9 protein-coding genes are annotated in these 12458 nt (G+C 72.3%); 4 read left to right on the forward strand and 5 right to left on the reverse strand.

Annotation, left to right across the window (positions count from 1 at the left end):
* Positions 1-23: 23 nt before the first annotated feature.
* From IG84_RS0116895 to IG84_RS0116910, 4 genes are read right to left on the reverse strand one after another with little or no spacing between them, the layout of a single operon-like run.
* Complete coding sequence (locus tag IG84_RS0116895) at positions 24-2264, reverse strand: iron-containing redox enzyme family protein (RefSeq protein WP_031057391.1); 2241 nt, start codon at positions 2262-2264, stop codon at positions 24-26.
* Positions 2264-3226 carry a hypothetical protein gene (locus tag IG84_RS0116900; RefSeq protein WP_031057393.1) on the reverse strand — a complete coding sequence of 321 codons (963 nt, stop codon included), beginning with the start codon at positions 3224-3226 and terminating at the stop codon, positions 2264-2266. The genes IG84_RS0116895 and IG84_RS0116900 overlap by 1 nt, the downstream gene beginning before the upstream one ends.
* Positions 3223-4095 carry an isocitrate lyase/PEP mutase family protein gene (locus tag IG84_RS0116905; protein ID WP_031057394.1) on the reverse strand — a complete coding sequence of 291 codons (873 nt, stop codon included), beginning with the start codon at positions 4093-4095 and terminating at the stop codon, positions 3223-3225. The genes IG84_RS0116900 and IG84_RS0116905 overlap by 4 nt, the downstream gene beginning before the upstream one ends.
* Before the next feature lie 46 nt (positions 4096-4141).
* Positions 4142-4933 (reverse strand): thioesterase II family protein, encoded by a 792-nt coding sequence (locus IG84_RS0116910; RefSeq protein WP_037800387.1) that lies wholly within the window; start codon positions 4931-4933, stop codon positions 4142-4144.
* 580 nt (positions 4934-5513) lie between these two features.
* On the opposite strand from IG84_RS0116910, the gene IG84_RS0116915 reads away from it, so the two are divergent.
* Positions 5514-6269 (forward strand): LuxR C-terminal-related transcriptional regulator, encoded by a 756-nt coding sequence (locus IG84_RS0116915; protein WP_051861834.1) that lies wholly within the window; start codon positions 5514-5516, stop codon positions 6267-6269.
* Positions 6270-6375: 106 nt separating this feature from the next.
* Here the strand turns inward: IG84_RS0116915 and IG84_RS0116920 are convergent, their stop codons facing one another.
* Positions 6376-7383 (reverse strand): DMT family transporter, encoded by a 1008-nt coding sequence (locus IG84_RS0116920; protein WP_051861836.1) that lies wholly within the window; start codon positions 7381-7383, stop codon positions 6376-6378.
* A 304-nt stretch (positions 7384-7687) separates the two neighbouring features.
* On the opposite strand from IG84_RS0116920, the gene IG84_RS0116925 reads away from it, so the two are divergent.
* The 3 genes from IG84_RS0116925 to IG84_RS0116935 all read left to right on the forward strand — a co-directional run bounded on the left by IG84_RS0116925 (position 7688) and on the right by IG84_RS0116935 (position 12189).
* Complete coding sequence (locus tag IG84_RS0116925; RefSeq protein ID WP_078648911.1) at positions 7688-9184, forward strand: DUF4192 domain-containing protein; 1497 nt, start codon at positions 7688-7690, stop codon at positions 9182-9184.
* Positions 9185-9297: 113 nt separating this feature from the next.
* Positions 9298-11376, forward strand: coding sequence for a glycogen debranching N-terminal domain-containing protein (locus IG84_RS0116930; RefSeq protein ID WP_051861859.1), 2079 nt, complete (start codon positions 9298-9300; stop codon positions 11374-11376).
* A gap of 48 nt (positions 11377-11424) precedes the next feature.
* Complete coding sequence (locus tag IG84_RS0116935) at positions 11425-12189, forward strand: NUDIX hydrolase (protein ID WP_030260778.1); 765 nt, start codon at positions 11425-11427, stop codon at positions 12187-12189.
* Positions 12190-12458 lie beyond the last annotated feature (269 nt).

Below are 12458 nucleotides of genomic sequence, written 5' to 3' on the forward strand. Positions count from 1 at the left end.
GGGCGCTGGGCGCGCGGGAGGCGTCAGATGACCAGGTCGGCGTCGTCGGGCCGGGCGGCGGGCGCCGCCGCTGCTGCCTGCCGGTCGGTGACCTGCTTGACCAGTTGGTGTTCGACGAAGTACGCGAAGGAGGCGTAACCGCGCCAGATGCGGCGCCACTCCCGCTGGACGGCCTCCTCGCCGGAGGCGCGCCGGACGTCGTCGAGGTAGGAGACGATGATGTCGGCCGACTGCCGGGCGTGCCCCGCGGAGAAGTTGTCGATCGACAGATGCGCCTCTTCGTAGGACACGTCGAAGTTGTGCCGGCGCAGCTTCTGTATTTCGTGCAGGCGCATCTCGCCCAGCCCGAACATCTCGATTCCCAGGTTGTAGCCGAGGATCTCGTTGTAGAGCGTGTCGGGGAAGAGCGACAGGCACACCTGGTGGATGGAGAACCCGTAGAGCCCGTCCGGCAGATCGCCCTGGTCCAGGAACTCCTGCTGCCGGATGTGCGGCAGGTGGATGTCCATGCTCGCCAGCACCTGGTGGATCAGCGTGATGTGGTTCTTGGCGAGGTCTCCGCGGCCCATCTCGTCGGCGTAGATGGCGAACAGCATGTGGTCGCTCTGCCGGTGGTCGCGGCCGAGATTGCCGATGCGGTGGGCCCAGCTCCCGTCGATCAGGCTGCCCAGCGCGAACGTGGACTGCCCGAACACCACCTCGTCGCGGTCGGGTATCTCCGTCAGCGGACGGTACGGATTGACCAGCTTGTCCCAGTAGATCCGCTCGACGCGCTCCATGAGCGCTTCCGGGGTGTAGTCGAAGTACTCGGCGTTGGTGAGCTTTCCGCCGCCCCCGTGGGTGAAGAGCAGCTCCGCGTCGGCGAGACCGGCCTCGGCACGGTCCCGGGCCACCGGCAGGATGTGCGGGTACTGCTCGACGTTGACGATGCGGTGGAACAGCTCCCGGTCGTCCAGGCCGCGCTCCGGCTCGGCCGCCACCACATCGGCCGGCGCGGCGCTCCGCAGCGCCCCGGCCCACTCGGCTGCCCGCTCGTCACCTGCGGTGTTCGGCCGGAAGTCGAGGTCCGCCTGCTCACCCGCGGCGATGGACTCCGTCCACGCCGCGAACGTGGCCGCCTCCTCCTCGTCGAAGATCCCGAACATCGGCCCGCCGAACTTGATCGACTGCAGGAACCGGCAGACCCCGGCGGCGCTGGTCCGCGTCTGCCGGGCCTCCCGGAAGACCGCCACGAACTCGGCGAGGTCGAGCTGCTCGTCGCCGAGCCACTCCGAGAGCCGCCGGCCGCCCATCCGTACGCCGCGGTGCTGCTTGCCCGCGAACGGCGCGTGCCGGGCCACGATCTGCGCCACCCTGGCGTCCAGCGACAGCCCGTCGTGCCAGTCGGCCAGCTCGGTGAGCAGCGCCGTCTGCTCCCGCTCCAGCCGCAGCACCAGCTCGATCGCGGTCAGCGTCCGCCGCCGGTCCTCGGCGCCGGTCGGCGACTGTTCGGTGAGCGCGAGGTACTCGGCGAGGACCGTACGGGCCGCCGCCTCCGGGAGCAGCGCCTGAGTCCCCAGCAGTACGTCGTCGACGCCCAGCGCGCACATCGCGTAGTGCACGCCCACGACTTCGGGCAGGAAGGACGCGGGGAGCCGGGAGAGCGCGAGAAAGAACGCGGCGTGCAGGGCGGTCAGCGGGCGGGCGCCGGCCTGGTGGAGGAAGTCCGCCGCCTCGATGCCGGGCAGATGCACACCCAGGTCGTCCAGGGTCCGCCGGCGCCGCGCGAGCAGGCCGCGCTGCGGCGTGCCTGAGCCCCGCAGCAGGAAGTACTGTCCGAACAGGCAGTTGACGATGACGGAGGGCTGGGTGGCGGCCTGCGAGACCGTGTCCAGCCAGCAGCCGCTGAGCAGCGCCAAGGGAGCCCGCTGACGCAGGACGAGCCGGTGCGTCTCGGGGCCGGCCCCGCGCAGCGCGGTGAGGGACGGTACGAGGGCGGCGCGCGCCTCCTGTACGTACGCGGCGATCGCGTCGGCATCGGTGCCCTGCGGCGCCGCGGGGTCCGCGGTGGCGGCGGCGCGGCCGAGGAACGCTTCGAGGACGCGCCGGGCGACGAGCAGCGTGGTCTCGCTCTCCTGGTCGCCGAGCAACTGCTGGAAGACGCCGGCCGGCGCGCCGTCGAGGACGGCGGTGGCCTCCTCGACGGCCTTGGGGCCGAAGAGGAAGGGGGCGCGGGGCAGGGACGTGGTCAGGTCCGGAAGCGGGAATCCGGTGTGCGCGTTCATCAGAGCTCCCTGGAGGTGGTGGCTGCCGGTGCGGGGCGGGCGGACAGCTTGCGCAGCAGGACGCCGACGCGGACGCCGGGCACGCTCGCCGCGAGCAGGTAGTGGCCGCCGTCCCGCAGCCCTCCGGCCGCGCCCCGGTCCACCAGGTTGATCAGCGGATCGGCGGCGAAGCAGTGGCCGACCCGGGCGATGTTGTCGAGGAACAACTGCTCGGCGGCGAAGCCCGCTTGGCGTTCCTTCATGACGACGAGCGGCTTGTACAGATTGAGGTGCAGTACGCCGTCGAGGTCACCGGCCTTCATGCCGGCCGCCGTGAGCACCCGCTCGTTGACCGTGCGGGCGAGGTCCGAGCTGATCTCGTTCGACCAGTCCAGCGCCGCCGGGTCCTGCGCCGAGGCGCCGGCGACCATCTCGTAGGCGTCCGTGCCGTGCGGTTCCGCGCCGACCACGCAGGCCGCCGCGCCGTCGCTGAAGAGGGCGAAGTTCTCCATCCGTACGGATTCGTCGGTGATCCGGTCGGTGGAGAGGACCAGCACCCTGCGGTGGTGGCCCGCGGCCACGAACGCCTGCGCCATGCGCAGGCCGACCAGCAGATTGGTACAGCGGTTCAGTGTGATGCCGGTGAAGGCGGCGTCGGCCAGCCCGATTCCGGACATCACCGCCTCCACGAACCTGCCGTGGGTGCGGGGCCCGCCGGGGAACCTGGTCGAGCACATGATGAGGCCGTCGACGGACCCGGGCTCGACCCCGGCGGCGGCCAGCGCCGCGGCGCCGCTCTCCACGGCCAGGGTCTCCAGGCTCTTCGCCGTGCGCCGGACCGTTCCCCAGCCCCACAGCGCGGCCTTCGGAGGCATGCCGAAGTCCCGGGCGCGCGTGGCGAGGTTGGTGATCGTCGTGTGGTCGGCCTCGGTCTCTCCCAGGACGTAGCGGGGAGCGGACAGGTATGCCGGTGCGGTGTTCACGGTGCGGTATCACTCTCCGGGCCGGCTTGGTCCGGCGCCATCATCGCGTTGGCCTCGGCATACGGGACGGCGTCCGCCCCGAAGCCGAAGGTGCCGTGGTCACGGATTTCCTGGGCCGCGCGGACGACGGCGCCGAGCGAGGCCCGGGAGAGCGCCGAGCCGACGCTGATCCGCCGTACGCCCAGGGCGCCCAGCTCGCTGACGGACAGCCGCAGCGCGGGCGAGCCCATCAGGACGTTGACGGGCGTCGAGACGGCGGAGCACACCGCGCGGATGGCGTCCGCGTCCGGCAGGGCCGGCGCGTAGAGCACATCGGCGCCCGCGGCCTCGTACGCCTGCAGGCGGCGAATGGTGTCGTCCAGATCGGGCCGGCCCTGGAAGAAGTTCTCCGCGCGTGCGGTCACCATGAAGGGGAAGTCGAGCTCCTTGGCCGCGGCGACGGCCGCCGCCACACGCTCCACGGCCTCCTCCAGCGGGCGTACGGGGTCCTCGGCCCGGCCCGTGGAGTCCTCGACCGACCCGCCGACCAGCCCCACCGCGGCGGCGCGCCGGATGGTCTCGGCGACCTCCTCCGGGCTGTCGCCGAAGCCGCTCTCCAGGTCGGCGGTGACCGGCAGCGGAGTCGCGGCGACGATCGCCGCCGCGTTGTCCAGGATCTCCGTCCGGCCGATGGGGCCGGCGCCGTCGGGCAGGCCCATGGCGTGCGCCAGGCCGGCGCCGGTGGTGGCGAGCGCGGCGAACCCGAGCCCGGTCAGGATGCGGGCGGTCCCGGCGTCCCACGGATTGGGCACGACGAAGGGCTCCGGCCCCTCGTGAAGCTGCTGGAACACGACGGCGCGGCGGTGCTGTGCTGCGGTGGACCGGTTCATTCCGGTGTCTCCTCTGTGGCGCTCGGGACAAGGACGTAAAGCACTGTCAGATAAGCTCAACGTGCTCATCAACCGGCGCGTTCGCGCCAGGTGCCGGTGTCCCTCGAACGAGCGATCGCAACAGATCGGTGACGGCGCCCGGGCTGCCGTCGAAGTAGAAGTGGCCGCCGTCGGCCCAGTGTTGGGCGAGTCCGCCGGCGCACTCACGCCCCCAGGGGGCGAGGCCGGCCTCCGTGACGTGCGGGTCGTCGCTCCCATTGATCAGGGTGACGGGCACGTCCAGCGGTGGTGCCGGGCGGTAGGCGTACTCCGCGACCATGCGGAAGTCCGACCGCAGATGCGGCAGCAGCAGTTCCTGGAGCGCCTCGTCGGCCACGATCTCCGGTGGCAGGCCGCCGAAGAAGCCCACGGCCTCGGTGAATTCCCGTCCCTCCAGCCGCGCGGTCTCCACGACGCGCCGGGTGGGCAGCAGCGCGGGAGCGGAGCAGCCGGAGGCGATCAGGTGCCGGAAGTCCGGCAGGCCGCCGAGGCGCCGCGCGACCTCGAAGGCGAGTACCGCGCCGAAGCTGTGCCCGAAGAGGACGAAGGGCCGGTCGGCGGTCGCGGCGATCGCCGCCGCCGCTCCGTCGGCGAGTTCCGGGACGGTGGCCAGGGCGGCCTCGCGGTACCGGGGTCCCCGGCCCGGCGGGCAGACCGCGACCACTTCCGCGTCGTCCCCCAGGTCCTTCTGCCAGCCGAGAAAGGCCCGTGGATTGCCGCCGGCGTGGGGGAAGCAGTAGACGCGGGCGGCCTGCCGGGGCCCGGCTTCACCGCGCAGAAACCATGGGGAAGAAGTCACAGTGGGGAACCGATCTCTCGTACCTGGTGGGGGGTGGAGTGCGCTCTCAGGAGGTCGACCGGGAACCGGCCGCATTCCAGCCGACATCGTCGAGCCGGACGTCACCCGAGGAGTGCGCGGAGACCGAGGTGTCGGCCGGACCGGCCCCGGGCATGACCGCCAGAAAACCCGCTACTGCGACGAACCCGATACGAAGAGTGAGGAACGAGCGACGGCTTGCGTGGATCTTTGAGAAAGAGTTTTCCCGCATGTTCTCGGAACCTCTCCTGTGAAGAGTGTATGAACCGGTCAGGGAATGGAGCAGCAAAGGGGGAGGACGTGCCCTGATGGCGGTGAAGGCGCCCCCCGTGGTCGCCTGCTTTCAATCTTCCTTGTCCCGGGCCGGAGTTGTAGATCTAAGATGGTTCGGGTTTCCGAACTTCGGGAAACTGAGGGGACTTACATGCACCTAAAGGGCGTATGTCCTGGCATGGGGGGATAGTGTATGAATGATGCAAAAGGTGCCCAAGTAGAGCAAAACGGACAGAATTTTGCGCGATTAGAGCCCTTTCCTGAAGGGGCCGAGAGCACGCTCCGGCGCATGGCCGAACAGTTGGACGAGCTGTCCAGGCTCACCGTCGGCCGGTCGATCGACGGCATCGGCGCCGCCCAAGAGGTGCCGGCGGCTCCCGCTGAATCCGGTATTTGCCACCTCGACGGCCTGGATGCCATAGAGGCCGCGATCAACGAGGCGCTGGCCGGGGCGCGCAGGGAAATCCTCACCGCACAGCCGGACGGGCCACGACCGGGCCCAGTTCTGGAAAAGGCGCTGGAAGCCGTACGCCGCCATATCGAGGCGGGGGTGGCGATGCGCACGCTGTATCAGCACACCACGCGTTTCGACGAAGCGACCAAGAAGTATGTGCGAGCGGTCTCTGGTTATGGTGTGCGAGTCCGCACACTGGCCGAATTCTTCGACCGCCTTATCGTCGTCGACGACACCGTAGCTTTCATCTCCGCGAATGAGAGCCGCACGCACGCCATAGCGATCAGGGAGCCGGCGGTCGTGCGTTTCCTCAAGGACACTTTCGAGCGTTCCTGGGACCGCGCAAAAGAATTCCCGTTCGTTCCGCTGCATGCGGCGAAGGCGGCCGGCGAAGTCATTCCGTCACTCCGCGAATCCATCAGCAGGCTGCTCATCGGGGGGTACTCGGACAAGCGGATCGCGCGGCGGCTCGGCATCAGTGAAAGGTCGCTGCAGGGGCACATCGCTGCCATGAAGCAGGAACTCGGGGCGCACACCCGGGTGCAGCTCGGCTATCTCCTGGCCAGGAACGAGACCACGTTCGTGCTGTGAGCCCCATGCACCACGAAGGGCCGTTGTGCGGCCGCCACATGGGCGGAGGGGCCGGAGGGAGTACGTACTCCCTCCGGCCCCTCCGCATGGAGCGCGGTGCTCCTGGTCAGTGCCTCGTCTCGGCCGCGGGGGTTCCCGAATCGGCCGGGGGAGCGGCATCGGCCGCGGAGCCGGAATCGGCCGTGGCCGACGGCTCGGCCGCGGGGGCCGGCGACGCCTGTGGCGCGCGGACGCCGCGCCTCCGGGAGACCGCGACTCCGCCGAGGCAGATGACGCCGCCGAGGAGCGTGAGCCAGCCCGGCACCTCCCGCAGGAAGATCCAGGAAATGAGGACCACCACGGCGGGCACCGCGTAGGTCGTCGCCCCCATCTTGCCCGCGGTCGTCCGGGACAGCGCGTAGGCCCAGGTGCTGAAGGCCAGTGCGGTCGGGAAGAGCCCCAGGTAGACGACGTTGAGGGTCGCCGAGAGCGGCGCCTCGGAGAGCTGAGAGACGAGCTGTCCGCTGAACGGGAGGCAGGCGACCGTACCGATCAGGCAGCCGAACGTCGTGGTCTGCATCGGGGTCGCATACCGCAGGGCGGGCTTCTGCGACACCACCCCGGCCCCGTAGGCCACCGCAGCCAGCAGGCAGAGCAGTACACCCAGTACGGAGGACGAGCCCTCGCCGGATGTGGAGAAGCCCACCACGACCGCGCCCACGAACGACACCGCCATGCCGAGCAGCAGCAGGGGCGGGAAGCCCTCCTTCAGCAGCCAGCCGCCCAGCAGTGCGATCACCATCGGTCCGACGTTGACCACCATGGACGCGGTGCCGGCGTCGACTTTCTGCTCTCCCCAGTTCAGGACCACCATGTAGACCCCGAACCACAGCACTCCGGATACCACAATGCCCGGCCATGCCTTCCGTGGCGGTAAACCGCCCCGTTTGACCAGCAATACACAGACCAAAGCGATCGAACCGGTCACGAGCCGGCCGAGCGCGAGCGCCCCAGGGCTGAAGTAGTCGGCCGAGGCGCGAATGGAGACGAACGCCGAAGCCCAGAGGACGACGGTGACCGATGCCGCAATGAGTGCACTACGGTCGGTTCCGGAAGTATTTGTCGATCGATTCACGCAGGCAATCTAATCACCCGTATACCTCGTGAACAGGCTGGCGCGCAGTTCGTCGCCGTCCAATTCGCCCTGGTGTCACGGCATTTGGCGAAGCGCTCCGACGCCGCTTCCCGGGAGCGGGCCCGATGCCTCGCGACCGGCGGAAACCGCTCGCGACCTGCAGGCCGGACACCGGCGCGGAATGCGTACGCCGCTCCTGCCTGCCGCGGCCCGGCCGCCCGCCGCGGATTGTGTAAAACCTTCGTCACCCGGGAGATATCCACAGGGGTCGCGGCGGCCGGCCGGGCCGCGGGATCTTCGAGCCATGAACCCGCACATCGAGCCGGCAAACCCGGCAGAGCACCCGTCCGCCATGTCCCCGAAGAACCCCGAAGCCCAGGTCACGCTGCGCAGCCCCGCCGAACTGGCGGACGCCCTGCCGTACTTGCTCGGCTTCTACCCCGACGACAGCATCGTCCTCGTCACCCTCCACGGCGAGCGGGGACGCTTCGGCGGCCGCGTCCGGCTCGGCATCCCCGCCGACACCGCCCAGTGGCCCGCCGTCGCCGACCAGCTCGCGGACTGCCTGATCACCTCGGGCCGGGAGCGCGGCACGCCGCCCCGCGGCATCATCGCCTTCCTCTGCCAGGACCCCTCGGCCGCCGAAACCGGCCGGGAGGTGAGGGACCGTCTCAGGCCGCTCGCCCAGCGGCTGCGCACGGCCTGCGGCAGCCGGGACGTCCCCGTCATGGAGGCCCTCTGCCTCTCCAACGGGCGCTACTGGTCCTATGTCTGCCCGGACGAGCGCTGCTGCCCGGCCGAGGGCACCCCGCTCGTGCTGCCCGGCACGTCGGTCATGGCGGCGGCCGCCGCCTACGCCGGCGTTCAGGTCCGCGGATCGCTGAAGGAGATGGAGGCCCGGCTGGCCCCGCTCACCGGGTCCCGCGCCGACGACCAGATCAAGGCCCTCGACGCGGCGGCGGCCGCCCTCGTCCCGCGGATGCTGTCCGGTCAGGACCCCGGTGCGGTCCGCGAGGAGACCTGCGCCCTTCTGACCCGCACGCTCCACACCTTCCGGGGCGACCCGCCCTCCGGCAGCCCCCGCGCCAAGGACGCCTGCGACGACGCGCTCCTCGGCAACGGCGAGGCCGCCGAGCTGATCCTCGGTCTCCAGGACCGGCTCACCCGCGACCGCGCCGCCGCGTGGCTGGAAGGCCCCGACGCGGCACCGGCGCTGCGGCTGTGGCGCGCACTGGCCCGCCGCTGCCCAGGGGAGTACGAGAGTCACGCCGCCGCACCGCTCACGCTGGCCGGCTGGGTCTCCTGGGCGAGCGGTGACGCCGCATCCGCCCGCGTGGCCCTGTGCCGGGCCCTCACCCTCGATCCCGACTACCTCTTCGCGCAGCTCCTCCACCGCGGCCTCAACGAGGGACTCGACCCGGAAAAGCTCCGCGACTGTCTCCGCTCCACACCCAGCCCCGCCGCGAGCTCTGCAACCTCCGAAGACACCCGCCCGCCGGACACCGCATCCGTCCCGGAGCAGCCGGCGGCCTGCGTCCCGGCCACCCCGGCCGAAGCGTCCCCGCTCCCCGCCGAAGCATCGCCGCTCCCTGCCGAAGTGCCCCCGCTCCCGGCCGAAGTCCGGGCCGAGACCGCCGCGAACGCCTCCCGCGCCGACCGGGTGCCGAGCCGCCGCCCCCGTGCCGACCGGCCCGCAGGCCCCCGGGCACGCACCCGCCCGACAGCGCGTCAGCGCACGGGGCGGCCCCACCCGCGTACGGGCCCCACGGGCGGCCGCCGGGACGACCGGAGCCCCCGATGAGCCCACCCCTGCTGACATTCCGGCGTTACCTGCGCATCGTGCGCGGCGTTCCCCTATGTGGCGCAGACCGTACGGAATCCCCATCACGTCAGGGAGCACTCCCCATGGCAGGCATGTTCCCCACCACCCCGCAAGCCCACCCGGCCCCCGCACGGCAGCGCGCCGCGCCCTCTCCCCGGTCACCCGAGCCGCAGCCGGTCCACGCGGCCCTGATCTGCGTCGCACTGCCCGCGCTCGCGATCTCCTCCACCGCCGACGGCCAGCTCACCGGCCGGGGCATGGAGGGCTTCTACCGCTCCGGCAGACGCGTGCTCGCCCGCTGCGCCCTGCGGGTGGCCGGCGCTCAGCCGCTGACCGTGCAGGCCAGGCCGCTCGCCGCGGACCGCGCCCGCTTCACGGGCACGCTCCGCACGCCGCACGACCCCGGACCCGATCCCGGCCTCCTGGTCGAGCGCCTCCGGACCGCCGACGGCACCGAACGCATCACCCTGCACAACCACACCCGCCGGGCGCTGCGGCTCCCCCTCGAAATCACCTTCGCGACCGACCTCGCCGAGCTGGGCGCCGTCGCCGGCGGACTCCCCGGGCCCGATCTGCCCGCCTCCGTCCACGACGCCGGCCTCCGCTGGGCCACCGACACGGCCCACGCCACCGTGACCGCGGACCCGCCGCCCGACGACGCGCTCGCGGCGGCCGGGCTGCTGCGCTGGGGACTGCACGTGCCACCGGGCGCGCACCGCACCATCGAACTCCGCATCCGCAGCGGCACCACCGCACCGGCGCCATCCGCCGCCCGCGGCAGCGCCGTCCCCGCCTCCGCCAAAGCGAACGCCGGCCGCCCGCCGCGCCCTTGGTCCGCCGCCCGGCTCCAGTGCGAGGACTCACGAGCCGGTACGTTGCTCGCCACCGCTCTCGACGACCTCAGCGGCCTCCTGATCCGGGACCCCGCGGTGCCCGCCGACGCCTGCCTCGCCGCCGGCGTCCCCTGGCGCTGCACCCTGGCGCCGGCCGAGTCCCTGTCCGCCGCCCGCATGCTCCTCCCGCTGGGCACCGGACTCGCGGCGAGCACCCTCCGCGTCCTCGCCCGCACCCAGCACGCCGACCCAGGACCGGAATTCGGACGAATTCCCGGCCCGCTGCGCGACGCGGGCCCCCATTCGCCACCCAGCTGCACCGGCATCGAGGCGACTCTGCTGTTCCCCACCGTCCTCGCCGAAGCCCGCCGGTGGGGGCTGCCGGCGCCCGAAGTGGAACGCCTGCTGCCCGCCGCCGAACGGTGCCTCACCTGGCTGTGCCGTGCGACGGAGCCGGCCGCCGGGTCCCCGGCCCCCGGCGGTTGCGTACCGGACCCGGCCCCGACCGGCCCGTACCGCTGCGAAACGCAGGCCCACGCCCACCGCGCCGCGCTGCTGGGCGCCGATCTCCTCGATGGCTGCAACCGCCCCGGGGGTGACGCGCTCCGCGAATGGGCGGCCGCACTGCGCCGGCGCTTCCGCGACGGGTTCTGGATCGACGACGCGGGCGGCGGCCGCCCCGCGGCCCTGTGCGCCCCCGACGGCCGGCCGCTCACGCGCCTCGTCGCCGGTGCGGCGCACCTCCTCGACACCGGCCTGCTCGGTGCCGGCACCTTCGCGCCCGGCCTGCTCGACGGCACCCGCGCGGATCAGGTGGCGAGACTGCTGAACAGCCCTGCCCTGGACACCGGCTGGGGCCTGCGCGGCCTCGGCGGCAAGGAGGACGGCTACAACCCCTTCGGCCACCGCAGCGGCGCGGTCCGCGTGCAGGAGACCGCAGTCGCCGCCTCGGCTTTGGCCGCCGCCGGCCACGAAGCGGCGGCGGCCTCCTTGATCCGAGGACTGCTGGACGCCGCGGAGACCTTCGGGTACCGCCTCCCCGAGATGTATTCGGGACAGCAGCGCACAGGCGACGGCGCTCCCGTGGCGCATCCCACGGCCTGCCGTCCGGCGGCGGTGGCGGCGGCCGGCGCGGTGCACGCCCTGGTCGCGCTCGCCGGTATCCGCCCCGATGTCCCCGGCGGCACGCTCTCCGTGCGGCCCGTCACCGGCACGCCCCTGGGCGCCCTGCATCTCACCGGCCTGACCGTCGCGGAGCGGCCTTTCGCCGTACATGTCAGCGGCCGTGGCCTGGGAATGGTGGAGGAGGCGGCGGACGGTCTGCAACTGGGGGCGTGAAGCGGCGGACTGCCTGTTTATCGTCAGGCGGACGACTATGATCGCGGCATGCCTCCCTACGACCCGTCGGCCTTCCCTCCGTTCGCCGTCACCGTCGACCTGGTCGTGCTCACCGTGCGCAGGCACGCGTTGTGCGCGTTGGCCGTTCGTCGCGGTGAGCCACCGTTCCCGGGGCGGTGGGCCCTGCCCGGCGGATTCGTGCGGGCCGACGAGGATCTGGAGACCGCGGCGGCCAGGGAGCTCGCCGAGGAGACCGGCCTGCACGCCCACGGTCCGGCGGGCCCGCAGTTGTTCCCCGGTGCCCATCTCGAACAGCTCGCGACGTACGGAGACCCCAAGCGTGACCCGCGGATGCGGGTGGTCAGCGTGGCCCACCTGGTGCTTGCCCCCGACCTGCCGGCGCCGCGCGCGGGCGGCGACGCGCACAGCGCGCGGTGGGCCCCGGTCGAGACGCTTCTCGGGCAGGAGAACGGCCTCGCCCGCGACGGCGAGCCGACCGCTTCCCTGGCCTTCGACCACGCGCGCATTCTCGGGGACGGCGTGGAGCGGGCCCGCTCCAAGATCGAGTACTCCTCGCTCGCCACCGCGTTCTGCCCGCCGGAGTTCACGGTGGGGGAGCTGCGCCGGGTGTACGAGGCGGTCTGGGGCGTGGCCCTGGACCCGCGGAACTTCCACCGCAAGGTGACCGGCACGCCCGGTTTCCTCGTCCCGACCGGCGGCACGACGACCCGTCAGGGCGGCCGCCCGGCCCAGTTGTTCAGGGCAGGCGGCGCGACCCTTCTGAACCCGCCGATGCTCCGCCCCGAGGTGTGACTCCGGGCTCCCGCCCGTTCCCGGTGGGAGGCGTTCCCGCACGGCGAGGACACGAGCAGCGCGGAGGGCTCGGCATTACGGGCAAATAGGACATTACGGGTTACCTTGGCGAGGTGAGTCCTTCAGTCCCCGCAGCACTCGCAACTGCCGTCGCCCCCGCGCCCTCCCGCGCCGCCACGCCCTGCCGCGCGCTCGGCATCCCCCGCGCTGCCGCCCCCCGCGGTCGCGTCGCCGTTCCCGGGGCCGACACGGAGGGGTCGCGTACCCGG

This window comes from Streptomyces ochraceiscleroticus (genome assembly GCF_000720485.1).
Lineage (GTDB): Bacteria > Actinomycetota > Actinomycetes > Streptomycetales > Streptomycetaceae > Streptomyces > Streptomyces ochraceiscleroticus.